The sequence below is a fragment of the Haloglomus litoreum genome (assembly GCF_029338515.1).
In the GTDB taxonomy this organism is placed as follows: Archaea; Halobacteriota; Halobacteria; order Halobacteriales; family Haloarculaceae; genus Haloglomus; species Haloglomus litoreum.
On record NZ_CP119988.1, the window covers coordinates 392496 to 419439 of the forward strand.

General features: G+C 70.9%; 28 protein-coding genes and 2 pseudogenes. 17 read left to right on the forward strand and 13 right to left on the reverse strand.

Going from position 1 to position 26944, the window contains the following annotated elements; translation table 11 throughout:
- Nucleotides 1–215 precede the first annotated feature (215 nt).
- Together P2T62_RS23405 and P2T62_RS01890 are read right to left on the reverse strand one after the other, a co-directional pair.
- A pseudogene (locus P2T62_RS23405) lies at nt 216–717 on the reverse strand (MaoC family dehydratase).
- A 49-nt stretch (nt 718–766) separates the two neighbouring features.
- Nucleotides 767–1216, reverse strand: a complete 450-nt coding sequence (locus P2T62_RS01890; RefSeq protein ID WP_276259796.1) for a TIGR00725 family protein — start codon at nt 1214–1216, stop codon at nt 767–769.
- 255 nt (nt 1217–1471) lie between these two features.
- Here P2T62_RS01890 and P2T62_RS01895 point away from each other — a divergent pair, with 255 nt between their 5' ends.
- Nucleotides 1472–1639, forward strand: coding sequence for a hypothetical protein (locus P2T62_RS01895; RefSeq protein WP_276259797.1), 168 nt, complete (start codon nt 1472–1474; stop codon nt 1637–1639).
- 6 nt (nt 1640–1645) lie between these two features.
- Here P2T62_RS01895 and P2T62_RS01900 read toward each other — a convergent pair whose 3' ends face one another.
- Nucleotides 1646–2380 carry a YqjF family protein gene (locus tag P2T62_RS01900; RefSeq protein ID WP_276259798.1) on the reverse strand — a complete coding sequence of 245 codons (735 nt, stop codon included), beginning with the start codon at nt 2378–2380 and terminating at the stop codon, nt 1646–1648.
- A gap of 108 nt (nt 2381–2488) precedes the next feature.
- Between P2T62_RS01900 and P2T62_RS01905 the strand changes: the two genes are divergently transcribed.
- From P2T62_RS01905 to P2T62_RS01930, 6 genes are all read left to right on the forward strand, one after another.
- On the forward strand, nt 2489–3637 hold the full coding sequence (locus P2T62_RS01905; RefSeq protein WP_276259799.1) for an acyl-CoA dehydrogenase family protein: 1149 nt from the start codon (nt 2489–2491) through the stop codon (nt 3635–3637).
- A 51-nt stretch (nt 3638–3688) separates the two neighbouring features.
- Complete coding sequence (locus P2T62_RS01910; RefSeq protein ID WP_276259800.1) at nt 3689–4024, forward strand: nucleotidyltransferase domain-containing protein; 336 nt, start codon at nt 3689–3691, stop codon at nt 4022–4024.
- On the forward strand, nt 4017–4406 hold the full coding sequence (locus P2T62_RS01915) for a HEPN domain-containing protein (RefSeq protein ID WP_276259801.1): 390 nt from the start codon (nt 4017–4019) through the stop codon (nt 4404–4406). The genes P2T62_RS01910 and P2T62_RS01915 overlap by 8 nt, the downstream gene beginning before the upstream one ends.
- 52 nt (nt 4407–4458) lie before the next feature.
- Complete coding sequence (locus P2T62_RS01920; RefSeq protein WP_276259802.1) at nt 4459–4872, forward strand: hypothetical protein; 414 nt, start codon at nt 4459–4461, stop codon at nt 4870–4872.
- A 203-nt stretch (nt 4873–5075) separates the two neighbouring features.
- On the forward strand, nt 5076–7586 hold the full coding sequence (gene ppk1, locus P2T62_RS01925) for a polyphosphate kinase 1 (RefSeq protein ID WP_420028405.1): 2511 nt from the start codon (nt 5076–5078) through the stop codon (nt 7584–7586).
- A 154-nt stretch (nt 7587–7740) separates the two neighbouring features.
- The gene (locus P2T62_RS01930; RefSeq protein ID WP_276259803.1) at nt 7741–8814 is read left to right on the forward strand and encodes a guanosine monophosphate reductase; all 1074 of its coding nucleotides are present in this window, start codon (nt 7741–7743) and stop codon (nt 8812–8814) included.
- A gap of 111 nt (nt 8815–8925) precedes the next feature.
- Here the strand turns inward: P2T62_RS01930 and ygfZ are convergent, their stop codons facing one another.
- From ygfZ to P2T62_RS01945, 3 genes are all read right to left on the reverse strand, one after another.
- Nucleotides 8926–10023 (reverse strand): CAF17-like 4Fe-4S cluster assembly/insertion protein YgfZ, encoded by a 1098-nt coding sequence (ygfZ, locus tag P2T62_RS01935; RefSeq protein ID WP_276259804.1) that lies wholly within the window; start codon nt 10021–10023, stop codon nt 8926–8928.
- Between the two features lie 134 nt (nt 10024–10157).
- Nucleotides 10158–10301, reverse strand: a complete 144-nt coding sequence (locus P2T62_RS01940; protein WP_276259805.1) for a hypothetical protein — start codon at nt 10299–10301, stop codon at nt 10158–10160.
- Between the two features lie 159 nt (nt 10302–10460).
- A complete protein-coding gene (locus tag P2T62_RS01945; protein ID WP_276259806.1) occupies nt 10461–10760 on the reverse strand; it encodes a DUF6432 family protein in 300 nt (99 codons plus the stop codon).
- Nucleotides 10761–10967: 207 nt separating this feature from the next.
- On the opposite strand from P2T62_RS01945, the gene P2T62_RS01950 reads away from it, so the two are divergent.
- From P2T62_RS01950 to purH, 3 genes are all read left to right on the forward strand, one after another.
- Complete coding sequence (locus P2T62_RS01950) at nt 10968–11996, forward strand: DUF7093 family protein (RefSeq protein ID WP_276259807.1); 1029 nt, start codon at nt 10968–10970, stop codon at nt 11994–11996.
- A 143-nt stretch (nt 11997–12139) separates the two neighbouring features.
- Nucleotides 12140–12532: a DUF5611 family protein gene (locus P2T62_RS01955; protein ID WP_276259808.1), complete on the forward strand. Its 393-nt coding sequence runs from the start codon at nt 12140–12142 to the stop codon at nt 12530–12532.
- A gap of 212 nt (nt 12533–12744) precedes the next feature.
- Nucleotides 12745–14349 carry a bifunctional phosphoribosylaminoimidazolecarboxamide formyltransferase/IMP cyclohydrolase gene (gene purH / locus P2T62_RS01960; protein WP_276259809.1) on the forward strand — a complete coding sequence of 535 codons (1605 nt, stop codon included), beginning with the start codon at nt 12745–12747 and terminating at the stop codon, nt 14347–14349.
- Nucleotides 14350–14637: 288 nt separating this feature from the next.
- Here the strand turns inward: purH and P2T62_RS01965 are convergent, their stop codons facing one another.
- Together P2T62_RS01965 and P2T62_RS01970 are read right to left on the reverse strand one after the other, a co-directional pair.
- Nucleotides 14638–15648, reverse strand: a complete 1011-nt coding sequence (locus P2T62_RS01965; protein ID WP_276259810.1) for a hypothetical protein — start codon at nt 15646–15648, stop codon at nt 14638–14640.
- Between the two features lie 55 nt (nt 15649–15703).
- Nucleotides 15704–17089 (reverse strand): hypothetical protein, encoded by a 1386-nt coding sequence (locus tag P2T62_RS01970; protein WP_276259811.1) that lies wholly within the window; start codon nt 17087–17089, stop codon nt 15704–15706.
- A gap of 99 nt (nt 17090–17188) precedes the next feature.
- On the opposite strand from P2T62_RS01970, the pseudogene P2T62_RS01975 reads away from it, so the two are divergent.
- The 4 genes and pseudogenes from P2T62_RS01975 to P2T62_RS01990 all read left to right on the forward strand — a co-directional run.
- Nucleotides 17189–17671, forward strand: a pseudogene (locus P2T62_RS01975) (cupin domain-containing protein); the annotation flags it as partial.
- 136 nt (nt 17672–17807) lie between these two features.
- Complete coding sequence (locus P2T62_RS01980; protein WP_276259813.1) at nt 17808–18275, forward strand: cupin domain-containing protein; 468 nt, start codon at nt 17808–17810, stop codon at nt 18273–18275.
- Between the two features lie 80 nt (nt 18276–18355).
- Entirely contained in the window at nt 18356–18754 is a 399-nt protein-coding gene (locus tag P2T62_RS01985) for a DCC1-like thiol-disulfide oxidoreductase family protein (protein ID WP_276259814.1), read from the forward strand.
- A gap of 88 nt (nt 18755–18842) precedes the next feature.
- A complete protein-coding gene (locus tag P2T62_RS01990; protein ID WP_276259815.1) occupies nt 18843–19499 on the forward strand; it encodes an SDR family oxidoreductase in 657 nt (218 codons plus the stop codon).
- Between the two features lie 66 nt (nt 19500–19565).
- Here P2T62_RS01990 and P2T62_RS01995 read toward each other — a convergent pair whose 3' ends face one another.
- On the reverse strand, nt 19566–20729 hold the full coding sequence (locus P2T62_RS01995) for an acyl-CoA dehydrogenase family protein (RefSeq protein ID WP_276259816.1): 1164 nt from the start codon (nt 20727–20729) through the stop codon (nt 19566–19568).
- A 117-nt stretch (nt 20730–20846) separates the two neighbouring features.
- Here P2T62_RS01995 and P2T62_RS02000 point away from each other — a divergent pair, with 117 nt between their 5' ends.
- The gene (locus tag P2T62_RS02000; protein WP_276259817.1) at nt 20847–21353 is read left to right on the forward strand and encodes an HPP family protein; all 507 of its coding nucleotides are present in this window, start codon (nt 20847–20849) and stop codon (nt 21351–21353) included.
- A 61-nt stretch (nt 21354–21414) separates the two neighbouring features.
- Here the strand turns inward: P2T62_RS02000 and P2T62_RS02005 are convergent, their stop codons facing one another.
- The 3 genes from P2T62_RS02005 to P2T62_RS02015 form a co-directional block, all read right to left on the reverse strand.
- Nucleotides 21415–21906, reverse strand: coding sequence for a DUF6653 family protein (locus P2T62_RS02005; protein WP_276259818.1), 492 nt, complete (start codon nt 21904–21906; stop codon nt 21415–21417).
- 573 nt (nt 21907–22479) lie between these two features.
- A complete protein-coding gene (locus P2T62_RS02010) occupies nt 22480–23271 on the reverse strand; it encodes a ribonuclease H-like domain-containing protein (RefSeq protein ID WP_276259819.1) in 792 nt (263 codons plus the stop codon).
- Between the two features lie 55 nt (nt 23272–23326).
- Nucleotides 23327–23926, reverse strand: coding sequence for a DJ-1/PfpI family protein (locus P2T62_RS02015; RefSeq protein ID WP_276259820.1), 600 nt, complete (start codon nt 23924–23926; stop codon nt 23327–23329).
- A gap of 130 nt (nt 23927–24056) precedes the next feature.
- Between P2T62_RS02015 and P2T62_RS02020 the strand changes: the two genes are divergently transcribed.
- Nucleotides 24057–25178 (forward strand): ORC1-type DNA replication protein, encoded by a 1122-nt coding sequence (locus P2T62_RS02020; RefSeq protein ID WP_276259821.1) that lies wholly within the window; start codon nt 24057–24059, stop codon nt 25176–25178.
- A gap of 7 nt (nt 25179–25185) precedes the next feature.
- On the opposite strand, the gene P2T62_RS02025 is transcribed toward P2T62_RS02020, so the two are convergent.
- Entirely contained in the window at nt 25186–25743 is a 558-nt protein-coding gene (locus P2T62_RS02025; RefSeq protein WP_276259822.1) for a DUF8173 domain-containing protein, read from the reverse strand.
- A 212-nt stretch (nt 25744–25955) separates the two neighbouring features.
- On the opposite strand from P2T62_RS02025, the gene mdh reads away from it, so the two are divergent.
- Nucleotides 25956–26870 (forward strand): malate dehydrogenase, encoded by a 915-nt coding sequence (mdh, locus tag P2T62_RS02030; protein ID WP_276259823.1) that lies wholly within the window; start codon nt 25956–25958, stop codon nt 26868–26870.
- Nucleotides 26871–26944: the final 74 nt, after the last annotated feature.

A 26944-nucleotide genomic window follows, 5' to 3' on the forward strand; every position in this document is an offset into this window, starting at 1 on the left:
CGGGACTGAAAGGGGCCGCCCGTCTCGACGAAGCACGGCGACGTAAGCACCGCAGCGGAGCGAACGAAGTGAGCGGAGCGAGGAGCGCAGCGAGCCGCGCAAGTCGAGCGGGCGGGGGCTTTCTATCCGGTTCCGTCGTGGCTGTCATCGCGAGGATAACTGGCTGGGGCTTTCGACACGACTCTGCCGCTGGTAGTTCCCAATTCTCAACGTTCTCAGGGGTCGCGCATGGGGAACAGCAACAGCCCCGTCATCGTCATCACGGGCGTCCCGTCCTGTTTGCGCGTCGTCGTCTCGCTCTCCATGATGCCGACGCCGGCCATCCCGTCCCAGGGCTCCTTGCCGACGACCTCCGTCTCGACGGTCAGCGTGTCGCCGGGCCGCACCGGCTGCTTCCAGCGCAGGCCGTCGATGCCGGCCGCGCCCATCGCGCCCGAGTCGTCGAGGTAGTTGTCGACGAGCATGCGCATGGTCATCGCCGCCGTGTGCCAGCCGGCTGGCGGACTTCGCCGCCAGCTATTCGTTTGCCGGCGAAGCCGGCAAACCCGACGCGATGAGGCCGCCGAACAGCGTCCCCTTCGCCGCCTCGGGGTCCACGTGGAACGGCTGCGGGTCGTACTGCTCCGCGAACTCGACGATCTCCGCCTCGGTCACCTCGTACTCGCCGAACGAGCGCTCCTCGCCGACCGTGATGTCCTCGTAGTACTGGTCTGCCATACCCGCCGCCACGTCCGGGTGTGAGTAGGTGTTTCGGTCGCCCCCCTACTCACCACCGTCGCTCGACGCTCTCGACGGCGGCCGCGGGCGAGTCGACCGCCTCGAAGCCGTCGAACCCGGAGAGGTCGTGCGTGTCCAGCCCCGCGACCGGCGTCCCGTCGTCGAGCGCGAGCGCCAGCTCCGAGAGCGTCCCCGTCGCGCCGTCGACCGCGACGACGCCGTCGCCGTTGAGGACGACCAGCACGTTCCGGCCGTTCCCCATCCCCGTGACGATGGGTGTGTCGACGTAGTCGTTCGCGGCGCTCGCGTCGGTCCCCTTCAGGATGCCGACGGTATCGCCGCCGGCCTCCTTCGCGCCACGGCAGGCCGCCTCCATCACGCCGCCGTAGCCCCCGCAGACGACCGTGTGACCCCGCTCGCCGCAGCACCGCCCGACCGCCCGGGCCCGTTCGTAGGTCGCCTCGTCCACCCGGCTGCCACCGATGACGCTGATGCGCATACGGGGACCCCTCGGGACGTGCCGGCGAAAACCTCCCGGGACGGTGTGGCGGCCCGCAGAAACATATATGAGATGTCATTTCCGCGGGTGTCCCGTGAACGGAAGCGCTCCCCGGAACGCGGGACAGGACGGTTCCAGTGCGGCTCAATAGGGATATCGATACCTCCACAACCGTCCAGTTCGGTCAGGTATCTCTGTTCTATAATATGTCGGTTGCAAGTAAGGATTATGCGTGGGCGGCCCCTGGGCCGGCGTATGAGCAGCGAGTCCGGTGGGAACCCGGAGATCTGTTGTCGTGGCTGTGGCGCGCCCGTGACCGTCGATCCAGGCGAGACAGGTGCGTTCGCGTTCGTCTGCGACGCCTGTGGCGAGCCCGCCCAGGGCCGCTACCGCGAGGAGAGCAGGACCATCGTCTGGCAGTAGCGCGCGCTACCGTCGCGTCGTCACGGCCGACTCGAAGCCGGGGCTGTAGTGGACGGTCGGCTCCCCGGAGAGGTCGACGCCCAGCGGCCGTCCCAGCGAGTTCTCGCTCACCGCGGCCGTGGCGGGGGCGACCTGCCACGGGTCGCGGTCGATCTCACCGACCCGGAGGCCGGGGCCCGCCCGCGCGAGGTACGGCGAGGGCTGGCTGGCGTCGGTGAACCAGCGGCGGCGCTCGATACAGAACTCGGCCAGCGACCCCGGCTCGACCGGGCCGGCCGCTCCGGCGGGTCCGTAGTCGGCGGCGAACGTCGCGGCTGGCTGCCCGGGCTGGGAGCGGCGACTGCGGAACGCGACGGATTCGATGCCATCGTTCGACCGCCGGATATCGACGCTCGTCGCCGCGACGTAGCAGGGCATCCCCATCGCGCTGTGGAGTGCCGCCGCGCCGACCCGGGTCCCGGCGTCGAGCGAGAGGAAGTAGACGCCCGGCCGGTCGTCGTGCCGGACGTAGGTCCGCAGGTTCACCTCGCCGAACGTCCCGGTGGGCCACAGGCCGGCGGGCAGCGCCCGGGGGCGGGCCGCGGTCACCTCGAACGCCAGCACGCTGGCCCAGGCCGACCCGTCGTACCGGTCGAGTTCGAGGCCGTCGGGCAGGTGCGGCCGGAGCTGGTCGTCGGCCACGGGCCAGTGGGCGAACAGCACCGCCCGTCCGGTGGTCGTCAGGGCGGTGTCCATGCGCATAGGCCCCCTTGCGGGCGGGGGGTCTTGCCGTTTCGGGGTGGCCACCCGGCCCGGTTTCCGGCCCCCGGTGGGGGGAACCTACAAGCCGCCCCCACCCGCCCCTGGGGCATGGTCACGCTCACCGACGAGCAGCGGATGCTGGTGGACGTACTGGACGACATCGCACGCGACGAGTTCGCCGCCGACGCCTTCACCCACGACGGCTTCCCCTGGGAGAACGTCCGGACCCTCGCCGAGCACGACCTCTGGGCCGTCAACCTCGGCGAGGAGTGGGGCGGTGGGGGGCTCTCGGAGTTCGCCGCCGTCCTCGCCATCGAGACGGTCGGCGCGGTCTGCCCGGAGACCGCGAACGCCATCTACGGGCAGACGATGGTCGCGCCACGGGCCATCGAGATGTTCGGCTCCGAGACGCTCAAGGAGCGGTACCTGCCACCGGTCTGTGCCGGCGAGTCCGCCATCGCCATCGGCATCAGCGAGCCGGCCGCCGGGAGCGACGCGGGCGCGATGGCGACCGCGGTGCGGGAGACCGACGACGGGCTCGTCCTCTCGGGCGAGAAGATCTGGCTCTCCTACGTCCCCGCCAGCGACGCGGCCGTCGTCTGGGCGCGGTTCCCCGACGACACCCTCGGGACCGTCCTCGTCGACCTGGACACGCCAGGGGTCGACGTCCACGAGCACTACACCAACATGGCGGGCCACACGCAGAGCCACCTGTTCTTCGAGGACGTGCCCGTCCCCGAGGAGCAGGTGCTCGTCCGGGGGAAGCAGGCGCTCAAGGAGCAGCTGAAGGCACTCAACTGGGAGCGGGTCGGGAGCGCCGCGTACGCCACCTCGATGGCGCGCTGCGCGCTGGAGCACGCCATCGACTACGCCGGCGACCGCGAGCAGTTCGGCCAGCCCATCGGCGAGTTCCAGGGGCTCCGGTGGGAGGTGGCCGACGCTGTCAAGGAGTACACCGCTTCGCGGGCGCTCACGCACGACGCGGCCACGAACACACATGGCGAGGGCGACACGCCCGCCCACCCGGACCGCCTGCGCGCGAGCATCGCGAAGTTCCACGCCTCCGAGACCGCAGAGCGCGTCGTCAGCGACTGCCTGCAGGTGTTCGGCGCGACGGGCTACCAGCAGGGCCACCCGCTGGAGTTCCTCTACCGGCTCGCCCGGGGGCGCCGCATCGCCGCCGGCACGGACGAGATCATGCGCGAGAACATCGCCGACGAGGTCTTCGACGGCGGCGGCCTGCCGTCGCTGGGGTGAGAGCTGCGGCCGGGGCTGAAACTTATCACCTGTCACGGCCCACATCGAGGTATGAGCGGTGCGCTGGACGGTCACGAGCGCGCGGTCGAGGAACTCCGCGAGCGACTCGGGTCGGCCGACATCCCCGGGCTGGATCGGCTCATCCTGTTCGGCAGCGTGGCCCGCCGCGACCACCAGCCGGACTCCGATGTCGACGCGCTGGCCGTCCTTGCCGACGACGCTCCCGGCGAAACGGGCGAACGCGTGCGGGACATCGCGTACGACGTGATGCTCGAGACGGGGACCGTCGTCAGCGTCCAGGTGGTCCATGCCGGGACGTTCGCCGAGCGGTCGGACCACCCGTTCTTCCGACGGGTCCGGAGCGAGGGGACGGCGCTGTATGGTTGACGACCGCTACGTCCGCGAGGAGCTGGACAAGGCCCGGGACGCCCTCACCGATGCCGAGGCGCTCCTCGCCGCGGACGGAAGCACCGAGGGCGTCGTCAACCGGCTCTACTACGCCGCGTTCCACGCCGCCCAGGCTGTACTCTACGACAGGGATGTCGAACCCGGGTCCCACGGCGGCGTCCGGAACCGGTTCGGCGAGGAACTCGTCCTCGAGGGGCCGGCCACGCGCGAACAGGGGCGACTACTGACCACGCTCGCAGACCTCCGCCAGCAGGCGGACTACGGATACGAACCCATCTCGGCCGACCCGGGCGAACTGCACGACCGGACTCGGGCGTTCGTCGAGGCGATGACTGACCTGGTGGATGCGGGGACCGACTGAACTCGGCCCCGGAGCCGTTCGGGCTTTCCGGTCGCGGCCCCTACACGCAGGTATGGACACGCTCGAACTCCCGACCGGCGAGACGGTGACGCCGGAGGACGTCTTCTGCTACGAGGGCTACCCCTACCGGTTCGTGCCCGCCGACGCCCGCGAGGGAAGCAACGCCCGTATCGAGGGGCCCGGCCCGGGCCCCGACGAGGTGCAGTTCTACCTCGTCCCGCTGTACTGGGGCGGCGGCGACATGGACGTCCCCTTCCCGGACCGCGAGGCGCTGGTCGAGCAGTGGGACGACGCGCGCGGCGTCCTGACCGACGTGGAGTGGCGGGACTGGCTGGTCGAATCGCGTGCCGACGACCGGTTCGACGACGCCGAACTCGACGCCATCGCCGCGGAACTCGGGCTCGAGGACGGCCGTGGTGGCGGGGGCGGTGGGCTCCTCGCGCGGGTCCGGCGGCTGCTCGGATGATCAGGGCCACGACCCCCGTGCTACCGACCTGCCCCGATAACTCAATAGCCAACAGATTGCTCCGTAATTCTCAATATATTCTCAATAACGCAACGAAAAGCGCTTAGTGTACAGGATATCTGCGATAAAACGAGAACAATGTCCGGGTCGAGTGGCGACGTGTGTCGTCGGCTGGCGACCGTCGGCAGACGGGTGGTTGTAGCGTGACCGACGAGGTGGTCGAGCGGGTCGCCGCCGAGCCGCTTCCCGACCCGGACGAGGACCCGGACCTCACCGACTCGGCGTACTACCTGAACCGGGAGCTCTCGGAACTGGCGTTCCAGCGCCGGGTCCTGCAGGAGGCGCTCGACGAGCGGAACCCGCTGCTGGAACGGGCGCGCTTCCTGGGCCTGTTCACCAAGAACATCGACGAATTCGTGATGAAGCGGGTGGGTGGGCTGAAACAGCAGATGGACGCGGGCGTCACCGAGCGCACGGTCGACGGCCGGACCCCACGCGAGCAGTGGGAGGCCGTGCTGGACGCACTGGGGCCGATGCTCGACGCCCAGACGGACTGTTTCACCGGCGAGTTCCGACGTGCGCTCGCCGACGCGGGCATCCACCTCCACACCTACGAGGACCTCACGTCCGGGCAGCGGGCGGACCTGCGCGACTACTTCGAGGCGTCGGTCCTGCCGACGCTGACGCCGCTGGCGTTCGACCCGGCGCACCCGTTCCCGTTCATCTCGAACCGGTCGCTGTCGCTGGCCGTCGTCACGCGCCGCGACGACGAGGACGAACCGACGTTCACGCGGGTAAAGATCCCACAGAACCGCCCCCGGCTCGTGGAGGTCGGCGACGCCGAGTACGTCCTGCTGGAGGAGGTCGTCCGCGAGAACCTGGACCTGCTGCTCCCGAGCGTCGAGATCCTGGACACGTCGCTGTTCCGGCTCACGCGGAACGCGGAGGTGCGGCGCAACGAGGAGGTCGCCGAGGACCTCATCGAGATGATCGAGGAGGTGCTCGAACAGCGGCGGTTCGCGACCGCCGTCCGACTGGAGGTGGAGGCCGACGCGCCCCAGCGCGTCGTGGACATCCTGTCCGAGCAACTCGACCTCGCCGAGCGCGAGGTGTTCCGGCGGGAGGGCATCCTCGACTACCGGCCGCTGCTGGAACTCGCCGACCTCGACCGACCGGACCTGAAACTCCCCGCGTGGACGCCGCTGGCGCACCCGCGGCTGGAGCGGGGGAGCGGGCGGCCCGCGGTCCCCGGCTCCGGCAAGGAGGAGCGCCCCTCCGTCTTCAGCGAGGTGGCGCGCGACGACGTGCTGCTCCACCACCCGTACCACTCGTTCGAGGAGACCTTCCAGCGGTTCCTCGAGGAGGCCGCCGAGGACCCGGACGTGCTGGCGATCAAGGCCGCAATCTACCGGACGGCGAGCGACTCGCGGGTCATCCAGAGCCTCATCGACGCGGCCGACAACGGCAAGCAGGTCGCGGTGATGGTCGAGCTGAAGGCCCGCTTCGACGAGGAGAACAACCTCGACTGGGTCCGCACGCTGGAGGAGGAGGGCATCCACGTCGCCTACGGCACCATCGGGCTGAAGACCCACACGAAGACGGCGCTCGTCGTCCGGGATGAGTCCGGGCGCGGCGAGGGCGACGCCAACACCGCCGACCCGAGCGGTGTGCGGCTCTACTCCCACGTCGGCACGGGCAACTACCACTCCGAGACCGCGAAGGGGTACGTCGACCTGGGCCTCCTCACCGCGGACCGCGACATCGGCCGCGACCTGGTGAAGGTGTTCAACTTCTTCACGGGCCCGTCGCTGGACGAGGATTTCCGGAAGCTGCTCATCGCGCCGGTGACGATGCGTCGCGAGTTCACGCGCTACATCAGGCGGGAGGCCGAGCACGCCCGCGCCGGCCGACGTGCCCGCATCGTCGTCAAGGCGAACGGGCTGGAGGACCCCGACATCGTCCGCGAACTGTACGAGGCGGCCCGCGCGGGCGTCGAGATCGACCTCGTCGTCCGGGACATCTGCCGGCTCCGCCCTGGCATCGAGGGCGTCAGCGATACGGTGCGGGTCCACAGCATCGTCGGGCGGTTCCTCGAGCACTCGCGGATCTTCTACTTCGAGAACGGCGGCGACCCCGAGTACTACACCGGGAGCGCCGACTGGATGACCCGCAACCTGGACAGCCGGGTCGAGGCCGTCGTCCCCGTCGAGGATTCGGCCATCCGCGAGCAGTTGCGGTTCAACCTCCACCTCAACCTCTCGGACAACCGCAAGCGCTGGACGATGAACCCGGACGGCTCGTACGTCCAGCAGCGCCCCGGCGACGCCCCCGAGGTGAACACCCAGGCGATCCTGATGGACTGCACCCGGGAGGCGAACCGCCGTGAGGACGTCCACACGGGTATCGTCCCCGAGCACGAGCACGTCGACGGCGACCTGCTCGTCGAACCCGTCGATGACGCCGACACGGACGCGAACGGGCGGACCACGGTGACGAGCGGGGACGACCCCACCGCGGCCGACGGGACCGGCGACACCGCCGTCACCGCCGACCCGGACGACGACCTCCCGGCCGTGCTGGCGGGCGCCCGCGACCGCTGGTACATCCCCGACAGCAGCCGGTACGCGTACGCGGTCCGGACGCCGGACGGCGACCGGCGCTACTTCCGGACCGCCGAGGGTGCGGCCGACGCCGTCGAGCGGTTCTACGGCTGACCGAGGCGAGTGACTCGCGGCCCGACCCCGGGTCGATTCACGCCGAGAGTGTCCGAACGCGCCACCTGGGAGTGCCCGAACACGCTGTATCGGGGTGGCGGCCGGGGAACCGAAGGTCTAAACGGGTCGCCACCATGGCTACCGAGGGTTCGACATGACTGCAGACGACCCCGCCATCCGCACGGGGCTCTCCTACGACGACGTACTGGTCGTCCCGGCACGCTCGCCCGTGGACTCCCGGAGCGACGTCTCGCTCGCCACGCACCTCACCGACGACATCGCGCTGGAGGCGCCGCTCCTGAGCGCGCCGATGGATACCGTCACGGGGCCGGACCTCGCCGTCGCGCTCCACGAACTCGGCGGGTTCGGCACCATCCACCGCTTCCAGACTGTCGGCGACCAGGTCGCCGCCGTCGAGGAGACCGTCGACCGCGGTGCGCGGGTCGGCGCCGCGCTCGGCATCGACGAGCGGTTCCGTGACCGCGCCGAGCGTGTCCTCGAGGCCGGCGCCGCGTGCCTGATGGTCGACGTCGCGCACGGCCACATGGAGGCCGCACTCGACACCGTCGAGGCGGTCGCCACCGAGTTCGACGCGCCGCTCGTCGCGGGCAACGTCGCCACGGCCGCGGGCGTGGCCGACCTCGCGGCCGCCGGCGCCGACTGCGTCAAGGTCGGCATCGGTCCCGGGAGCCACTGCACCACGCGCGAGGTGGCCGGCGCCGGCGTCCCGCAGTTCACGGCCGTCCGTGACTGCGCCCGCGCGGCCGACGAGTACGGCGTCCGGACCATCGCCGACGGCGGCATCAGCGGCTCGGGCGACGCCGTGACGGCGCTGCTCGCCGGCGCGGACACGGTGATGATGGGCGGGTTCTTCGCCGGCACTGAGGCGGCCCCCGGTGAACTCGTCGAGTACGAGGGGAGCCGCTACAAGCGCTCGCACGGGATGGCCTCCACGTCGGCGAACGAGGCGCGCTCGGACAAGGCCGCCGAGGAGTCCGCCCCCGGCGCCGACGAGGGCGTCGCCGGCCTCGTGCCGTACCGCGGGCCGCTCCTCGATGTCGTCTCGGAGTTCCTCGCGGGTGTCCGCTCGGGCATGAGCTACGCCGGCGGGCACACGCTGCCCGAGGCCCGCGACGGCGTGGAGTTCATCCGCGTCACGGAGGGCGCGAAGGCCCGCTCGGGCGCACACACGTTCGTCCGCGACGAGATGCGCCCCGCCGGGGACTAGTCACTCCCCCTGCCCGCCACATCTGCGGCAACGTATCGGATGGGACAGTTCCTGGCTCGTCGCTCGAACACGGGTGGTATCTCGCCCGGCTACGAAGCCGCCGCGCCCGCGTCACTCCCCACCCGCGTACTCCGGGATCCGCGCCGACCGGTCCGACCCCTCGTGGAAGGGCAGTTCGACCACCTCGGCAGGGACCTCCGTGCCGTCCACCCGGACGGTGACCTCGCTCGCATCCAGCCCGAAGTCGACGTAGGCCATCGCTGCGGGCCCCTCCAGCGTCGGCGACTCGACCGCGCGCGTGACCTCGCCAGCCGCGCTGTCGCCGTCGAAGACGGCCGCGCCGGCCTCCGGGACGGTCCCGGGGAGTAGCCCGACCAGTCGCTGCGAGGGTCGGCCCTGGTTCTCCACCTTCGAGACGACCTCCTGGCCGACGTAGCAGCCCTTCTCGAAGTCGAGCGCGTTCCGGACCCCGGCGACGTTCGGGATCTGCCCCTCCAGCTCCGTGTCGAACAGCGGCGTGCCCGCCTCGAGCGCGAGCGTCTCGTAGACGTGGTAGCCGAAGGGGACCGCGTTCAGCCCCCGCGTGAGGAGCGTGTCGAACACCTCCTCGGCGCCGTCGGCCGCGCAGATGACCTCGTACCCCTCCTCGCCGAGGAGACCGTCGGTCCGGACCACCGTGACGCCGGCGTCACCCATCGACCCGCGGACGAAGGAGAGCTGCCGGTCCGGTGACCCGGCGCCGTTCAGCACCGAGGCGACCTTCTCCGTCGAGGTGGGGCCGTGGACGCCGAAGACCCCGAAGTCGGCCGACGCGTTCCGGATCTCGACGTCCTGGATGAACACCTTCTCCGACCAGTCCTCGATCAGCGGTTCGGCGCGGGCCGGCGGCGTGAACACCAGCAGCTGCTCGCCGGCGTTGTAGACGTACATGTCCGTCGTGATGGCGCCTTGCGGGTCCAGCAACAGCGCGTAGCAGCCCTCGCCGTCGGTAGCGGGGACGCGGTTCGAGACCGCGTCGTCGACGAAGTCGTGGCGGTCCTCGCCGGTGATGGCGACGACGCCGTACCCCATCTCGACGACGCCGACCCCGTTCCGGACGGCGGTCGCGGTTCGCTCGGGCCGGCGGTACCGCTCGACGACGCGGCGCCTGTCCGCGAGCTCGCGGAAGGTCGCGCCGTGCGCCTCGTGATCTGCCGCGACGACGGTCATACCCGCCGGTAGCGGGTCTCGGGGGATAACTCCGACGCCATCGTGGCGCGGGACGGGGACCCGGGCGTCCGCCGGTGGGGGGAGCGGGGCCGGCATCGCGGCGGTGAGGGAGGGGTTGCCGCGGGCCGTCGCCGCTACAGGTCGTACCGGACGATGTCCGTCGACTCGCAGGCCGGGCAGCCGGATTCGGCGGGGTCGACCGTCGTGCCACAGCGGCGGCACTCGTGGAAGCCGGCCGACCGGTTCCCGCGGAGGGCCGCGACGACGCGTGCGATCATGTCCCCTCGAATACGCCTCGAGCGTAAATACCCCACCGAACCGCTTCGGAAGTAGAGAACGCCCGAGGGCGACGGGGTCGTCCCAGAGCCGTCAGCCGGATGTCAGACGCCGGGCCCGGGGGTCCGCGGGGCGCGGCGGCCGGCGGACAGCCGTCCGGATCAGAGCGGCAGCCGCTCCAGTACCCGGTCGACGAGCGACGGCTCGGTCTCCTCGGCCTCGCCGGGCTCGGGAACCACGCGCTCGTCGGGGTAGATGCGTGTCCGGCTCCCCTCCTCCTCGACGCGGATGAGGCCGGCCTCCTTCAGCCCGCCGAGCGCCGTCTCGATGGTGTCGATGTCGAGGTCGGTCCCCGACCGGAGTTCGAACACCGTCATACCCTCCTCGTGGCGGTCGACGAGCGCGTCGAGCACCGCGACCTGCGGCTCGTCACGGTCCCGGTACTCGGGCTTCGCCTGCATGGTCGACCGTAGTACGTGCCCGGACATAAATCCGCGCGGGCGGTCCGCGGTGTCGGCCCCGTGGCCGGCCGGCACGGCTGCTGTCGCGGGTGCCCACGGAGCGCCGCCCCGCCGCCGCGGACGGTGTCTGACGCACGACTGACGCCCGCACGTCGGGGGTCACACCCTGCAGTACGTTTAAATTCGTCTCGGAGCCAGGGTCGAGCAATGGGGCTGAAGTGTTCGCTCTTCGGGCACACGTTCGACGAGCGCGATGTCGTCCGGGAGCGCGAGTCCAAGGGGAGCGAGGTCGTCACCGTCGCGAGGGATGTCGAGCGGTGCACGGAGTGTGGCGCCACGCGCGTCGTCTCGACGAACAAGGAGGTCGTCTCGACCGCGGGCGCCACCGCGGACGGCGGCGTCGACTCGAGCCCGACGCTCCGGGCGCCCGGCGACGAGCCGGACGGCCCGGACACGGCAGACGCCTTCGACGCCACCGACCAGCTGGACGCGAGGATCGGGGCGGGCGACGCCAGCGGCGGCGCCGGTGGCACGACCGCGGCGGAGGGGAGCGACGCCGACGCCTTCGGCGGGCTCGTCGACCGGAGCGACGCGAGCGACGAGACCGACACGGGCCACGATGCGACGGCGACGCCCGATACCGCGACGCCCGACACCGGGGCGGACGAGGGTGTCGAGCTGATGACCGGCGACGAGGACGACGCGGCGGCCGGCCCGACCGACGTGGCCTCCGAGCCCGAGCCCACAGCGCCCGGGCCCGCGGAGCCCGAGGGCGCCGACGACAGGCCCGACCCGGAGACGGAGGACGCGGAGATCCTCACGGACGAGCCCGAGCCCGACCGTGCGCCGGGTCAGTGGCCGGGGGACGACGCGGGCGAGGCCTGGGAACCGGAGCCGCTGACCGACGACGACAGCGAGCCGGACACCGGGGCCGACGACCACGACGCGGACGGGACCGCCGGCTCCGGCGAGACCGACGAGACGGCCGACCCGGGCGAGGCGTCGGCCGAGATACTCGACGGGGCCGACGACGGTGACACGAGCGAGACACCGGACACGGCGGCCGAGCCGGCGCCGGACCTCGAACCGGAACCCGCCGCGACCGCCACCTTCACCGTCCCCGACGGGCACTACCGCTGCCCGGAGTGCGGCCACACCATCCCCGCCGAGTCCTCGTTCCGCCGGGGCGACGCCTGCCCGGAGTGCATCGAGGGCTACCTCGAAGCGGGCGAGTAGGACGGGGACCCGACCCCGGCGCGCAGCGGTCGTCCTGAACCGTATCCAGCCCCCACCAGCAGCCTCAGCGCCGCGGCGTGTCTCCCCCCGTGGCGGGGCGGCAGGCCGAAATCGGTAAACCCCTCCTCCGCAAACCGGCGCGCATGGAGGAGTACAAGATGCGCCGGGGCGAGTATCTCGAAGAGCGGGTGCCCGACCTGAAGGGGACCATCGAGGACTACTTCGGGCCCATCACGGGCACGCAGGAGTTCAAGGGGAGCGACCTGTACGTCGTCGGCGAGCCGAAGAACCCCGTGTTCGAGAAGGTCGTCGCGGGCGCCGTCGCCTACTCGGGCAAGAAGGACAAGCTCGCGGTCGACTTCGTCGAGCGCGACCTCGAGAGCCTGATGGAGACCGGTGACGTGGACGCCGCCGGCGACGCCAACAGCGCGAAGAACGAGTTCCTGCTGGAGTGCACCGGCCGCGACGCCAAATCCCGTCGCGAGTCGATGAAGCGCGCCGTCGAGGACGACGCCGACACGCCGGACGACGTCTGAACGGAACCGCGACCGACTCCTCTCGAACCCCCCGTCCGAGCGGCGGCACCATCCGGGAGACCGAACCGCTACCAGCGGCCCAGCCACCACCGCTACCAGCGCTCCAGTCACCCCCACGAACGGGATGATGCCTGGTCCGTGGGCCGTGCGAGCGAGTCCCGCTCGTTGGGCGGACCGCAACCACTAACGGCCGGCCACCCCCGGGTTCGGATATGCAACTGGCCGGAATGGCGTCCAACCGCGGGCGCAACCTGCTGCACATCGCCGACCGCGCGCCGGGCGGCGCCGAGTTCGCCGTCGTCCTCGCGAACGAGGAGGGCGCCCCCGTGCTGGAGGCGGCCTCGGAGCGTGGCATCCCGACCGAGGTCGTCGTCCGCGAGGAGGGCGAGTCCCGCGAATCGCACGAGGAACGCGTCCGCGAGCGGCTGGCGGGCTACGAGTTCGACCTCGTCTGCCTCGACGGCTACATGCGCATCCTCACGGAGTCGTTCCTCAAGGCGGTCCCGACGACGCTCAACGTCCACCCGTCGCTCCTGCCGGCGTTCCCGGGGATGGACGCCCACGAGCAGGTACTCGACGCGGGCGTCTCGGTCACGGGCTGTACCGTCCACGTCGTCGACGAGACGGTCGACGGCGGCCCCATCGTCACGCAGGAACCCGTCCCCGTCTACGACGATGACGACGCGGCGGACCTGAAAGAGCGGGTGCTGTACGAGGCGGAGTTCGCCGCCTACCCCCGCGCCGTCGAGTGGTTCGCCGAGGACCGCATCACCGTCGACCACGACACCGGCACCGTCAGCGTCGACGGGGACACCGCCACTCGCGACGACGGGGAGCCGTTCCCGCGTCGCCGGCTCGCGGCCGACGACCGCGTCGCCGACCTCCGGTACGGGGAGAACCCCCACCAGGCCGCCGCGCTGTACGCCGACGCCACCTGCGAGGAGGCCAACGTCGTCGACGCCCCGCAACTGAACGAGGGCGCGAAGGCACTCTCGTACAACAACTACAACGACGCCGACGGGGCGCTCGACCTCATCAAGGAGTTCGACGAGCCCGCCGCCGCCGTCATCAAGCACACCAACCCCGCGGGCTGTGCCACGGCCGAGACGCTCGCGGACGCCTACGCGGACGCCCTCTCGACGGACCCGATGAGCGCCTTCGGCGGCATCGTCGCCCTCAACCGGGAGTGCGACGCCGCGACCGCCGAGCAGATCATCGACTCGTTCAAGGAGGTCGTCGTCGCGCCCGGCTACACCGACGCCGCGCTCGACGTGCTGTTCGAGAAGGAGAACCTGCGCGTGCTGGATGTGGGCGACGAGGAGACGCTCTCGGAGACGAGCGAGCGCCACACCGAGAAACCGCTCGTCGGCGGCCGACTTGTCCAGGACCGCGACCTGCAGGACATCGGGGCCGCGGACCTGGAGTTCGTCACCGAGCGCGAGCCCACGGACCCGGAGGTCGAGACGATGCTGTTCGCCTGGAAGACGCTCAAGCACGTCAAGTCCAACGGCATCCTGTTCGCGCAGGGGACCGAGACGGTCGGTGTCGGGATGGGGCAGGTCTCGCGCGTCGACGCCGTCCGCCTCGCCGCGATGAAGGCCGACGAGCACGCCGAGGGCAAGTCCGCCGAGGGCGCCGTGATGGCCTCTGACGCCTTCTTCCCGTTCCCGGACGGCATCGAGGAGGCCGCCGACGCCGGCATCGAGGCCGTCATCCAGCCCGGCGGGAGCGTCAACGACGAGGACGTCATCGAGGCCGCCGACGAGCACGGGATGGCGATGGCGTTCACCGGCCAGCGGTCGTTCCGGCACGACTGACCACGAGCTTTTTTCCGGCTCGGGTGCCCCCGGCGCGGCTTCGCCGCGCCTGCGGACACCACTCGCCGTCGTGGAATCGCGGGGCGATTCCACGGGCAATCAGAACGCTCCGCGTTCTGATGACGCCAAAAAACGTTCAGAAAAAAGGCCGGCACTCGGGCGCCTGCGGCGCCCTCGTGCCGGTGAGGGCGAGAGTCCGAACGCCGTCGGAACTCGCTTCCGACGGAAGTGAAACCGCGCCGAAGGCGCGGTATGCATCCCTCGCCTGTCCCCAGCACCGTTATCGAGTTATGTCGGCTTCCTGGCGTAGAGTGCGGAGATTATCGAGATAATCGCGACTCCCACGCCGAATCCGGGCTGTCCATCACTACTCGTCACGGGCGGCGTTCCGTCGTCCCCGTCGGTCGGGGTCGGTGAGGCGGTCGCTGTGTCCGGCGTGTCCGGGGCGTGGGGACTGGGCGAGGGGGTCGGCGGCTCCGGGCCCGCGGTGGGAGTGGTCGGCGTGGGGGTGGCGGTGGGCGTCGTCGACCCGTTGCGGTTCGCGTCCTCGGTCACGCTGAGGACGCCCAGGTCCGTCGCGCTCCCGTTGACGGTGAGCGTGAGGTCGTACTCGCCCGCGGGCAGCGGCGGGTCCGCCGGGTCCGCGAGCGTCACGTTCGCGAGCGTCGCGTTCGGGCCGGCCGCGAACACTGCGTCGGCCGTGTTCGTCGCGTTCGTGTCGAGGCTGACGACGTTGTGTCCGGGCGAGAGGTTCAGCGTGGCGTTCGCGCTGAAGTTCGCCGACCCGGAGCCGACGTGGAGCGTGGCGCGGTCGCCGCAGTCGGTGTCGATGCCGATGGCAGCGGTCCCACCTGGGCGGACACGCGTCACGGAATCCTCGAACGCCGGGCTGGTGTCCGCCGGTGCGACCACCTCGACGGTGGCGTTCGCGTTCGGCGTCATCGTGGTCCCGCTCAGGACGAACTCGTACTCGCCGGGTCGTCCGCACTCGTCGAACCGCACCGCGACGCGGCCGTCGGAGACGTTGGCGATGACCTCGTCGCCGCTGGGGGAGCCCTCGACGACGCGGTGGAGGCGCTCGGCCGGCATGTCGGGGCTGTCGATGCTGATGGTGTCGGAGCTGGTGTTGTTCACCAGCAGAGTCGTGTTCGCCCCTGCCGCGACCGTGTCGGGCTGGAACTCGGCGGTGATGGTGTCGTTGTGTGACCCTGCGACCGGCGACGGTGTCGCGGTCGTGGCGCCGGCGCCCGCGAGTGCGAGGCCGACGACGACGACCGCGAGGAGGGCATGTCGTCGCATCGTCCGAGGACGAGTGTGGTTCCGGTAAGTGTCTTGGGCCGGGCGCGCCGCCGCCTCACCGCTCCCGACGGGCGAGTACGAGCCCGAGCCCGCACAGGAGCGCGGCGAGTACCGCCGGCAGGCCGAACCCGGGCTGCCCGTCGGTCGCGGTGACCGGCGCCGCCGTCGGACTCGGTGTCGCGGTGGCCGCCGGTGACGCGTCCGGGCTCGGTGTCGCGGTGGTCGTGGTTGTCGGGGTGGACGACGGTGACCCGGTCCGGGTCGGCGTTCCCGCGCCCCCACGCCGGGTCTCGCGGGCCGTCGCCGTGGGTGTGGGTGTCGCCGTGACCGTCGGTCCGGCGGTCGGCGTGGCCGTCGGTGTCGCCGTCGACCGGACCCGGAACGTCCCGACGTCCTGCTGGCGGCCGCCCTGGTACACCGTCAGGCGGTAGTTACCGGGCGGGAGCGCGTCGGCGTCGGGGCGGCGCTCGACGGTCGCGTTCGCGAAGGTGGCGCCGGTGGTCGCGTCGAACAGCTCGTCCGGCGGCGCCGAGCCCGCGACCGCCGTGTCGAACCGGAGTTCGCCGTAGTTGTTCTCGCGGGTGGTGGTGAACGTCGCGTTCGCGAGGAACGAGGCGTTCGCCGAGCCGATGCGGACGGTCACGCTCGGCTGGCAGCGGGTCAGGACGCCGATGCCGGCGGTCTCGCCGGGGTCGACGGTGACGGGTGACTCGTCGAGGAGGACCCTGGTCTCGGTGGTCGCATCCAGCCCGACGCGCTCGGTCGTCGTCGCGCCGGTCGAGACACCCTCGATGGTGAACTCGTACTCGCCGGCACGGCAGGCGAAGGTCGCGGGGAACTCCATCCCCAGCCGCCCGTCCGAGACGGGGACCCGGACGCCGTCGGCGGTCCCGGTCCCGCCGGTCAGGTCGGCGAGGGTGCCGAGGTCGAGGCGCTCGGAGCGGACGTAGACGGCGTCGTCGTCGCTGGCCCGAACGTTGAACGACGCGCTCCCGCCGTCCGCGCCGACCTCGACGGTCGTCTGCCGAGGGACGACGCGGAAGGTGCAGTCGAGCACCTCCCATGAGGCGTCGGAGGCGTTCCCGGTCCCGACCTGGTAGCCCGTCCCGTCGACCACGACCGGCGCCCCGCTCGCGTTGCGCAGGACGTAGACCCCCTGGAGGCCGCTCGTCGGGACCACTCCGGTCGCGTTCGCGTCGAGGGCGACCTCCTTCTCCGGCGGCGCGAGCGGCGGCGGGTCCTCCGTCGTGACCTCGTAGGTGGCGTTGGCGCTGCTGTTTGTGGCGCCGAAGAAGGCCTCCTGTCCCTCACAGTACGGCTCGCCGGAGGTGAGCGTCGCGTTCGAGTCGGTTCGGTCGTCGTCGATCGCCGCCGCGGGTGGCGCGAGCGCGAGTATCCCCACCACCACCAGCGCGACGACCAGGGAGGGAACGGGTCGCATATCCTCGGGTTCCACTCGCCTGTAAAGAAACCTCTGGACACTGCTACCGCGGCACGTGCGACCAGTAGGCTGACGACCCTGGCGTCCGGTTCCAGCCGCATGGACCCCGTGAACGCCGCCGACCTGGAGTGGACGGAGACCGAGGAGGGCGCGACCCACTTCCGCCGGAAGCAACTCGCCGCCGCTGCGGGTGGCGAGCGCATCGGGACGAGCCTCTACGAACTCCCGCCCGGCGCCCGCTCGTGGCCGCTCCACTACCACAGGGGCAACGAGGAGGCGTTCTTCGTGCTCGCCGGCGAGGGGCGGCTCCGGACCGACGAGACGGACGATGCCGAGGACGGCCACCCCGTCGAAGCGGGCGACTACGTCGCCTGCCCGGCCGACGAGCGTGGCGCCCACCAGCTCGTCAACACGGGCGAGGCACCGCTGCGCTTCCTGGCCGTCTCGACCATGCACGAGCCCGACGTGGCCGTCTACCCCGAATCCGGGACCGTCGGCACCTTCGTCGGCCGGGCGCCGGGTGGGGAGGGTGATGCGTCGCCGGCGTTCTACCGGGAGGCCGACGCCGTCGGCTACTGGGACGACGACGGCCCCGGCGGTCGGCACGCCGCCGGGAGCGAGGGTGAGGACACCGAGCGGCGTGCGGCTGACGGCGACGAACCCGACGACGGCGACCGGGAGGCGTAGGCTTTAGTCGGCCACCCCCGACGGGCCGGCCATGGAACACGTGCGCATCGAGGACGTGGACTCGTGGATGAGCCCGGCGAGCGCGAAGCGGCCGCTCTCGAAGGCGCTCGGCACCGAGGACGTCACCATCAACCACTACGAACTCGCGCCTGGCGAGAGCTTCGCCTTCGGCTACCACCAGCACGAGGGGCAGGAGGAGGTCTTCTACGTGCTGGAGGGCACCGCAACGTTCGAGATCGAGGAGGGCGAGGTCCGTGTGGCACAGGGCGAGGCCGTCCGCTTCGCGCCGGGCGAGTGGCAGCAGGGGACCAACGAGACCGACGAGCGCGTCGTGGCACTCGCCATCGGTGCGCCCGCCGAGATGGGCGAGACGACCATCCTCCGCGAGTGCGGGGACTGCGGCGAGCGGACCGAGCAGGCCGTCCAGCCGACCGACGAGAAGGACGCCCTGGTGACCGTCTGCCAGGACTGCGGCGCCGAGACCGGTCGGTTCGACTGATCCGAGGCCCTCGTAGCCGGACGACGGTTCGTCGCCCCGTCGCCGGAAGCCACTCGACGCTCGCGCCCCTACGGCCGCACATGGACACGCGTGACGCGGGCGAGCGCGAGCCGGCGTGGCTCGTCTACGACGACGACTGCGGCTTCTGCTCGTGGTGGGCCGCGATCGCCGCCGAGTACACCGACCTCGGCATCGTCGGGTTCGGGGCGCTCACCGACGAGGAGCGGGCCCGCCTCCCCGACGACTACGAGGACTGCGCCCATCTCCTGACCGAGGACGAGGTCCGTTCGTGTGGCGCGGCCATCGAGGCCGTCCTCGACCGGCTGGGCGTCCTCCCCCGGGAACTGCGGCTCTTCCTGAACCAGACCGCCGACTACGGGCCGCTGCGTGAGCGACTGTATCGCGCGGCGGCCGACCGCCGGGCCTGGTGGGGACGGTTCGTCTCCGAGGAGCCACCCGAACGCCGCGAGCCGCGGTGACAGCGGCGCCGCACCGGCCACCGGCAGCCGCGCGTGCCTCGCCGGGGTCGGCGAAGACGTATGGCGCTGGCGCCACCCACTCCGATCGATGGCAGACACGGCTCTGGTCGCGGGGGTCGGCCCGCGCATCGGCGAAGCGGTCGTCCGGCGGTTCCACGCCGCCGGCTACGATGTCGGCATGTTCGCGCGGTCGGGCGAGTTCATCGAGGCGCTGGCCGCCGACCTCGGTGAGAGGGTCACGGCCGTCGAGACGGATGTCACCGACGAGAGCGCCGTCGCCGCCGGGGTCGAGACGGTCCGCGAGGCGCACGGCCCGATCGAGGCGCTGGTACTGAACGCGAGCGGGGGCGCCGGGCGCCCGTTCGAGGACGCGAGCGTCGACCGGCTCCGGTCGCTGTTCGACATCCGGGTAGCGGGGTCGCTCGCGTGTGTGCAGGCGGCCGCGGACGACCTCCGCGAGATCGGGGGGACGGTCCTGTTCAGCGGGACGACGTTCGCCGAGGCGGCGAGCCCGGACCAGGTCGAGTGGGGCGCGGTCGCGCCCGGGACCCGCGGCCTCGCGAGGACGCTCGCGCAGTCGCTCGAGTCGGTGCAGGTCACGTACGTCAGCATCGGGACGGCGGTCCGACCGGACGCCGACGGGGAGCGTGCGCTCGCCGCCGAGACGGTCGCCGAGCGGTACCTCGACCTCGTCGAGCGCGAGGACGCGGTGACGCGTGAACTGGACCTGTACCGGCGGGGGTAGTAGGACGAAGCGGAGACGGCGGCGACCGCGAGCCGCGGCCGGGACGCCGCGGCCGAGCTGGGGCCGCTACTCGAAGGCGGGGATGCCGGTGAGGTCGTGGCCGAGGATGAGCGAGTGGATGTCGTGGGTGCCCTCGTAGGTGTAGACGGTCTCCAGATTGGCCATGTGGCGCATCGGGGAGTAGTCGGCCGTGATGCCGTTTCCACCCAGCATCTCGCGGGCGATGCGCGACTGGTCGCGCGCCATCCGGACGTTGTTGCGCTTGGCCATCGACACCTGCTCGGGCCGCAGGTCACCGCGCTCCTTCAGCTCCGTGAGCCGGTAGGCGAGCAGCTGTGCGGTGGTGATCTGGGTGGCCATCTCGGCGAGTTTCTCCTGCTGGAGCTGGAAACTGCCGATGGGCTTGCCGAACTGCTCGCGGTCGGTCGCGTACTGGCGGGCCGTCTCGAAGCAATCGCGCGCCGCGCCGATGGCGCCCCAGGCGATACCGTAGCGGGCCTGTGTCAGGCAGGACAGCGGGCCCTTCATCCCCTCGACACCGGGCAGCACGTTCGCCTCGGGCACGTAGACGTTCGAGAGCTCGATCTGCCCGGTGATGGAGGCCCGGAGCGAGAGTTTCTCGTCGATCTTCGGTGTCTCGACGCCGTCGCGGTCCGTCTCCACGAGGAAGCCCCGAACCGGATTATCGGGCGCGGAGCGGTCCTTCGCCCAGACGACCGCCACGTCCGCGAGCGGCGAGTTCGTGATCCAGGTCTTGGTGCCGTTGAGGATGTACCCGTCGTCCTCGGCCTCGGCGTGGGTCTCCATCCGCGACGGGTTCGAGCCGTGGTTGGGCTCGGTGAGGCCGAAACAGCCGATCTTCTCGCCCGTCCCCATCTCCTCGAGCCACTCGTCCTTCTGTGCCTCGCTGCCGTACGTGTAGATGGGATACATCACCAGCGAGCCCTGGACGGAGGCCATCGAGCGCAGCCCCGAGTCACCCGCTTCGAGCTCCTGCATCAGGATGCCGTAGGCGGTCTCCGAGAGGTCCGGCAGGCCGTAGCCCGAGAGGTTCGGCGCGTAGAAGCCCAGTTCACCCATCTCCTCGATGAGGTCCATCGGGAACGTCCCCTCGATCCAGTGGTCCGCCACCACCGGCTTGACCTCGTCCTCGACGAACTCACGCGCCGTATCCCGCACCATCCGCTCCTCCTCCGTCAGATCCGACTCCAGGTCCACGTAATCGAGCATACCCGCACCAAGGGAAGCGCGCGGAAAAACGTGCGGGTCCGGCCGTCCATCCACGGCTCAGTTATGCGCTCGACCCGAAGCGAGGGGGCTTTGAGGCCGGCAGCCCGCCGGGGAGACGTGTCGCAGACGCGGCTCGCGCTCCGGACGGGTGTCGTCTCGGCGGCCCTGCTGGTCGTCGCCGGCGGGGCGGCCTGGCTGACGGGCCTGCCGGCGCTGTTCCCGAGCCTCGGCCCGACGGCGTACGTGCTGGCCGACCGGCCCGATGCCCCGGAGACCCACCCACGAAGGGTGATCGGCGGGCACGCCATCGGCGTCGCTGCCGGGCTAGCGTGCTACGCGCTCGTGGCCGGCGACGGGAGCGTCGCCACCGTCCCGCCGCCGGAGTCGCTCGCTGGGCTCCGGCTCGCCGCTGCGGGCGTCTGCAGCGTCGGGCTGACGACGGGCGCGATGCTCGCAACGGACCTCCAGCACGCCCCCGCCTGCGCGACGACGCTCATCGTCTCGCTGGGGCTGTTGTCCACGGCGGCCGAGGGACTGCTCGTCGTCGCCGCAGTCTCCGGCGTGGTGGCGGTCCACCGGGTCGCACGCGCCGCGATGGTGACGGCGAGGCGGAACCAGCCGTAATCCAACGACACTCCAAATTATTCGGTTGTATGGATTTTAAAAGTATAGGTGTCGGAATACTCTAGAAACTCTCGGTCTCCGCGCGTTCGCCCTCGTTCCGTCGGTCGTACTGCCGGGCGATGGCTTCGATCCACGCCAGTTTCAGCCCGGAGGCGAGGACCGTCGCCACGACCAGTTCCCGCGGTCGGCGGCGGAGTGCGGCCACGAGCGCGACGACGTTCGCGGCTGCCCCCGCGAGGTTGATGGCGTTCGGCCAGCCCAGCCCCAGCGTCCCGCGTCCCTGGTCGAGCCACCACCGCTCGGCGCGCACGACGCGGGTCATCCAGCTCTCGGTGTCCGGGTCCGGTGGCGAGAAGAGGAACGGGTTGACGACGACCCAGCCGAGGACGAGCGCGAGCAGCCGCTTGCTCCGCAGGTAGACCGCGAGCATCAGCGCCGGCCCGGCCGGGACCCGGCTCCAGCCGCTCCAGGGGTTCTCGTGGCGGGCCCACATCGTCGCTTCGAGGCGTTCGCGGAGGCTGTCGGAGGTGTTCTCGACCGTATCGGGGACCATGGTCGAATAGAGGTTGGGTGGTGAGGTGAGTGTTTCCCGGGAGTTCGTAGGTTGCGACGGCAAAGAGGCCGGACAGGAAGCCCCCGGTCGCTCGACGTTCCGGGACTCGCTGTCGTTCGAGAGAGCGAAGCTCTCTCGTGATGACGAGAGACGCCGTAGGCGTCTCTCGAACCACGCTCCTCGCCTCGCTCCCTCTGGTCGCTCGGCTGCGGTGCTTGCGTCGCCCGGGAACGGTCGAGCGACCGGCCCCTTCCATTCCCACCCGAGACTGTTCGGTCCACGGAGCGCACGCAGCGAGCTATCGTGGTGTGGACGCGACCGTGGAACACCGAACCGGGCGGGACTGAAAGGGGCCGGACGCTCGGCGTCGCCCCGACGAGGTAAGCACCGCAACGGCGGGAACGGAGTGACCGGAGTGAGGAGCGTGGTTCGAGAGAGCGAAGCTCTCTCGTCATCCCGAAAATCTCCGATCTTCCGAGACAGCGAGTCCCGGCGGCCCGAGCGTCCGGGGGCTTTCAACAGCCGCTTCTCTGGTTGTTGTTCAGCTCACCGAGGAACCTCGTGCGCTCTCGCCTACTTCCCACCGTCACGCGCGGCCACGAAGACCTCGTCGTGGAGGCGCTCGCCGACCAGGTCCATCAGCCGCCGGAGGTTGACCGTGTCCTCGCGGTTGTACGAGACGAGCGTCTCCAGGCTGGACTCGTCGCCGCCTTGGTACTCGCGCCAGAGCCGCACCGCGTCCCGGCCGGAGATGTCGGGCCGGTCGCGGTCGATGCCGACGTCCTGCTCGATGCGCTTCAGCCCGCCGTCGAGGCCGAGGCGCTTGCAGGGGTACATCAGGTCGAGGTGGGGGGCCTCGGTCGACCAGCCCAGCGAGGTCTCGAGGAACGGCTGGTCGAACCGGATACCGTTGAACGTCACCAGCAGCGGGGCGTCGAGGGCGTCGTCGAGGCGTTCGCGGGTCAGTGGCTCGTGGTCCGGCTGGGTTCCGCCGCCGTTCACGAGGGTCCGGGTCTCGCCGTCGCGGTGGACGCTCACGGTGGTCACGCTGTCGCGGTGCTCGTCCAGCCCGGTCGTCTCGATGTCGAAGAAGGCGGCCTCGTCGCGGAAGTCCTCGTAGAGCCGCCAGCGCTCGCTGGAGGGGAGTCGCTGGTCGAAGAACGCGGCATCGCGGTCGTCCAGTCGCTCGGGGGCCTCGTCGACGAACGACTCGATGCGGTCGGCCGTCGTCGCGCCGACGCCGCGGCAGTCCCGGGCCACGGCCGGGTCGTAGTCGGCCCAGCGCGTCACGCCGCGTTGCCACAGCCGCTGCTCCGTCGCCTCGCCGACCCCGCGGACCCCGATGAACGAGTTCTCCAGTCGCACGGGAGAGAGTAGCCACCCCCGCCGTCATAAACGCTCCGTGCGCTCCCCGTGCCGCTCAGGGTCGGACCACGTCGCCCGCCGGCGCGTACTCCATCTCGGTGGCCACCTGCCGGGCCACCTCGGAGCCGAACTCGCGGTCGACGAGGTGGAAGGCCAGATCGAGACCGGAGGTGACGCCACCCGCCGTCACGACATCGCCGTCGTCGACGACCCGGGCGTCGACCACGCTGGCGTACTCGCCGAGGTCCGTGAGCGCGCTCGCGTGCGTGACCGCGGGCCGGCCCGCGAGGATACCGGCGCGCGCGGCGAGCATCCCGCCGGTGCAGACGCTCGCGACGATGGCGCCGGCCTCGTGTGCGTCGGCGATGGCCTCGGGGATGGCCCCGCGCTCGGCTTCGGCCCAGGCGCCCGGGCGGTCGCGGTCGTTCCAGCCGCCGCCCGGTACGAGGAGCAGGTCCCCATCCCCGAGCCGGGGTAGTGGCCCATCCGGTTCGACGCGCATCCCGTGGCTCGCCTCGACGCGGTCGGTCCCGTCGAGCGTGTAGAGCCCGACCTCGCAGTCGGCCCCGGCGCGGGCGGCGTTCGCGAACACCTCGAACGGCCCGACGGCGTCCATCTCGTCGAACCCGTCGTACAGCAGTACAGCGACGTGCATGCCCTCGTTGACGATACCAGCGGGCTTGAGCGTACCCCCACCTCGACCCGAAACGGCCCTCCCGTGTGCCCCACGTCACACGACGGAGGGAAGCTTGAAGTGGCCGCCCGACCGTGGTGAAAGTGAAATTATGGGCGGCGAGGACATGCTCGGCTGGGACGAGTCCGTCTTCCGCGACGAGCACGTCTTCGAGTTCGACTACCTCCCGGAGACGTTCAAGCACCGGGACAGCCAGATGGAGACGCTGAAGTACGCGCTCCGTCCCGCCGTGCGTGGCTCGCGCCCGCTGAACGTGATGATGCGCGGGCCGCCGGGCACCGGGAAGACCACCGCGGTCTGGAAGCTGTTCGACGAGTTGCAGGGGATGCCCGACGTGCGCGCGGTCCGGGTGAACTGCCAGGTGAACTCGACGCGCTACTCCGTCTTCTCGCAGCTGTTCGAGGGGATGTTCGACTACGAGCCGCCGACCTCGGGCATCTCGTTCAAGAAACTCTTCTCGCAGATCACCGACCGCCTCGTCGAGGACGACGAGGTGCTGGTCGTGGCGCTGGACGACGTGAACTACCTGTTCTACGAGTCCGAGGCCTCCGAAACGTTGTACTCGCTCATCCGCGCTCACGAGGAGCACTCCGGCGCGAAGATCGGCGTCGTCGTCGTCTCCTCGGACCTGGACCTCGACGTCATCGACGAACTGGACTCGCGGGTCCAGTCCGTCTTCCGCCCGGAGGAGGTCTACTTCCCGACCTACGACGAGGCCGAGATCGTCGACATCCTCCGCGAGCGCGTCGAGCGTGGCTTCCGCGAGGGCGTGGTCGGCCCGCAGGTGCTCGACCGCGTAGCCGAACTCACGGCCGACGCCGGCGGCGACCTGCGGGTCGGCATCGACCTCCTCCGGCGCTCGGGGATGACCGCCGAGATGCGCGGGTCGACGGCCGTCGAGCGGGAGGACGTGGAGACGGCCTACGAGAAGGCCAAGCACGTCCACCTCTCGCGGCACCTCCGCGGGCTCTCCGAGTCGGAGGCCGACCTCCTCCGGGTGCTCGCGGACCACCAGGGCAAGCAGGCCGGCGATCTGTACGACGCCTTCGAGGCCGAGACGGGGCTGGGCTACACGCGCTACTCGGAGATCCTGAAGAAGCTCGAGCAGCTGGGCCTCGTCGAGGCCGAGTACGCCGACGTGGAGGGACGCGGGCGCTCGCGGGAGTTCTCGCTCGCCTACGACGCCGACGCGGTGCTGGAGCGGCTGGACTGACCTCGAGTCAGGGGCCGGAATCCGCCGTGTTCTGCTGTCTCGCGATTGCACTGTCCGGGCTCGTCTGCCGGACCTCCTGGAAGAGCGCCCCCGCGCCGACGGCGTTCACCACCAGCTGTGCGACGCCCCCGCCGACCGGGACGATCGCGAGGCCGGCGGCGACGGCGGCGCCGATGACGAGACACTGCGTCGTCGTGGTGCCGCCGAGGAAGCGACCGACGATGGTCGCGCCGAACACGGATGTGACGACCAGGAACAGCAGCAGTCCCAGCCCGGCGAACAGGGCGACCAGCGGGACGAACAGGAGCGCGTACCCGGTGCCGACCGTGAGCAGGAGCGTTGCGAACCCGTAGACGACAGTCCGGACGGGCCCCGCGACGGCGATGTCGGTCGCACGGGCGGTCCGGTTCGGGAGCGCGTTCACGACCATCGCGCCGAGCAGCAGCGTCAGGCCGAACGTGATGCCGGCCCGGACGGCCGGCCCGAGTCCCGTGTACGCGCCGGCCTCGGCGCTCTGTGCGACGACGACACCCAGGTTCCCACCCGTCCCGCCGAGTCCCACCATACCTTCGCCTGCGACTGTCGTGATAAATAGCCACCGGCATCGCTGACAGCGGCGTCGGGCGCGAGGAGCATCCGGACGGCCCCGGGACATCTCTCCCTCGGGGAGCGTCGGCCGTCGGGGCCCTCGCGGCGGTGCGGTTTCGCACGTTCGCCCACGAACCACCGCAAAGAGCAATCCTTAACGGGTGAGGCCCACCCACACACGAACGACACATGACCAAAGTGAGCGTCATCGGCGCCGCCGGGACGGTCGGCGCGGCGGCGGGGTACAACATCGCGCTTCGGGACATCGCGGACGAACTCGTCTTCGTCGACATCCCGGACATGGAGGAGACGACCATCGGGCAGGCCGCCGACACGAACCACGGCATCGCCTACGACTCGAACACGACGGTCCGGCAGGGTGGTTACGAGGCGACCGAGGGCTCGGACGTCGTCGTCATCACGGCCGGTATCCCGCGCAAGGAGGGCCAGACCCGCATCGACCTCGCGGGCGACAACGCGCCCATCATGGACGACATCGGCTCCTCCCTCGCGGAGTACAACGACGACTTCGTCTCCATCACCACCTCGAACCCGGTGGACCTGCTCAACCGCCACCTGTACGAGTCGGGCGACCGCGACCGGCACAAGGTCATCGGCTTCGGTGGCCGCCTCGACTCGGCGCGCTTCCGCTACGTCCTCTCCGAGCGCTTCGACGCGCCCGTCCAGAACGTGGAGGCGACCATCCTCGGCGAGCACGGCGACGCGCAGGTGCCCGTCTTCTCGAAGGTCCGCGTCGACGGCACGGACCCCGAGTTCAGCGAGGACGAGAAGGAGGAGATCCTCGGCGACCTGCAGGAGTCCGCGATGGACGTCATCTCGCGCAAGGGCGCGACCGAGTGGGGCCCGGCGACCGGCGTCGCCCACATGGTCGAGGCCGTCGTCCGCGACACGGGCGAGGTCCTGCCCGGGTCGCTCGTGCTCGACGGCGAGTTCGGCTACGAGGACACCGCGTTCGGCGTTCCCGTCAGGCTCGGCTCGAACGGCATCGAGGAGGTCGTCGAGTGGGACCTCGACGACTACGAGGCCGAGCTGATGGACGAGGCGGCCGAGAAGCTCTCGGATCAGTACGACGAGATCGCGTAAGCGACCACCGTCACCGTTCTCGCGGTTCCGTCCGGAACAGCGCCGCCCACTCCGAGACGTGTCGCTCGCTGTCG

Excerpts from the sequence above, each read along its gene's own strand:
- P2T62_RS01890 (WP_276259796.1), bottom strand. The coding sequence starts at position 1,216 with ATGCGCATCAGCGTCATCGGTGGCAGCCGGGTGGACGAGGCGACCTAC.
- P2T62_RS01895 (WP_276259797.1), top strand. The coding sequence starts at position 1,472 with ATGAGCAGCGAGTCCGGTGGGAACCCGGAGATCTGTTGTCGTGGCTGT.
- P2T62_RS01900 (WP_276259798.1), bottom strand. The coding sequence starts at position 2,380 with ATGCGCATGGACACCGCCCTGACGACCACCGGACGGGCGGTGCTGTTC.
- P2T62_RS01905 (WP_276259799.1), top strand. The coding sequence starts at position 2,489 with ATGGTCACGCTCACCGACGAGCAGCGGATGCTGGTGGACGTACTGGAC.
- P2T62_RS01910 (WP_276259800.1), top strand. The coding sequence starts at position 3,689 with ATGAGCGGTGCGCTGGACGGTCACGAGCGCGCGGTCGAGGAACTCCGC.
- P2T62_RS01915 (WP_276259801.1), top strand. The coding sequence starts at position 4,017 with ATGGTTGACGACCGCTACGTCCGCGAGGAGCTGGACAAGGCCCGGGAC.
- P2T62_RS01920 (WP_276259802.1), top strand. The coding sequence starts at position 4,459 with ATGGACACGCTCGAACTCCCGACCGGCGAGACGGTGACGCCGGAGGAC.
- P2T62_RS01930 (WP_276259803.1), top strand. The coding sequence starts at position 7,741 with ATGACTGCAGACGACCCCGCCATCCGCACGGGGCTCTCCTACGACGAC.
- ygfZ (WP_276259804.1), bottom strand. The coding sequence starts at position 10,023 with ATGACCGTCGTCGCGGCAGATCACGAGGCGCACGGCGCGACCTTCCGC.
- P2T62_RS01940 (WP_276259805.1), bottom strand. The coding sequence starts at position 10,301 with ATGATCGCACGCGTCGTCGCGGCCCTCCGCGGGAACCGGTCGGCCGGC.
- P2T62_RS01945 (WP_276259806.1), bottom strand. The coding sequence starts at position 10,760 with ATGCAGGCGAAGCCCGAGTACCGGGACCGTGACGAGCCGCAGGTCGCG.
- P2T62_RS01950 (WP_276259807.1), top strand. The coding sequence starts at position 10,968 with ATGGGGCTGAAGTGTTCGCTCTTCGGGCACACGTTCGACGAGCGCGAT.
- P2T62_RS01955 (WP_276259808.1), top strand. The coding sequence starts at position 12,140 with ATGGAGGAGTACAAGATGCGCCGGGGCGAGTATCTCGAAGAGCGGGTG.
- purH (WP_276259809.1), top strand. The coding sequence starts at position 12,745 with ATGCAACTGGCCGGAATGGCGTCCAACCGCGGGCGCAACCTGCTGCAC.
- P2T62_RS01965 (WP_276259810.1), bottom strand. The coding sequence starts at position 15,648 with ATGCGACGACATGCCCTCCTCGCGGTCGTCGTCGTCGGCCTCGCACTC.
- P2T62_RS01970 (WP_276259811.1), bottom strand. The coding sequence starts at position 17,089 with ATGCGACCCGTTCCCTCCCTGGTCGTCGCGCTGGTGGTGGTGGGGATA.
- P2T62_RS01980 (WP_276259813.1), top strand. The coding sequence starts at position 17,808 with ATGGAACACGTGCGCATCGAGGACGTGGACTCGTGGATGAGCCCGGCG.
- P2T62_RS01985 (WP_276259814.1), top strand. The coding sequence starts at position 18,356 with ATGGACACGCGTGACGCGGGCGAGCGCGAGCCGGCGTGGCTCGTCTAC.
- P2T62_RS01990 (WP_276259815.1), top strand. The coding sequence starts at position 18,843 with ATGGCAGACACGGCTCTGGTCGCGGGGGTCGGCCCGCGCATCGGCGAA.
- P2T62_RS01995 (WP_276259816.1), bottom strand. The coding sequence starts at position 20,729 with ATGCTCGATTACGTGGACCTGGAGTCGGATCTGACGGAGGAGGAGCGG.
- P2T62_RS02005 (WP_276259818.1), bottom strand. The coding sequence starts at position 21,906 with ATGGTCCCCGATACGGTCGAGAACACCTCCGACAGCCTCCGCGAACGC.
- P2T62_RS02015 (WP_276259820.1), bottom strand. The coding sequence starts at position 23,926 with ATGCACGTCGCTGTACTGCTGTACGACGGGTTCGACGAGATGGACGCC.
- P2T62_RS02020 (WP_276259821.1), top strand. The coding sequence starts at position 24,057 with ATGGGCGGCGAGGACATGCTCGGCTGGGACGAGTCCGTCTTCCGCGAC.
- P2T62_RS02025 (WP_276259822.1), bottom strand. The coding sequence starts at position 25,743 with ATGGTGGGACTCGGCGGGACGGGTGGGAACCTGGGTGTCGTCGTCGCA.
- mdh (WP_276259823.1), top strand. The coding sequence starts at position 25,956 with ATGACCAAAGTGAGCGTCATCGGCGCCGCCGGGACGGTCGGCGCGGCG.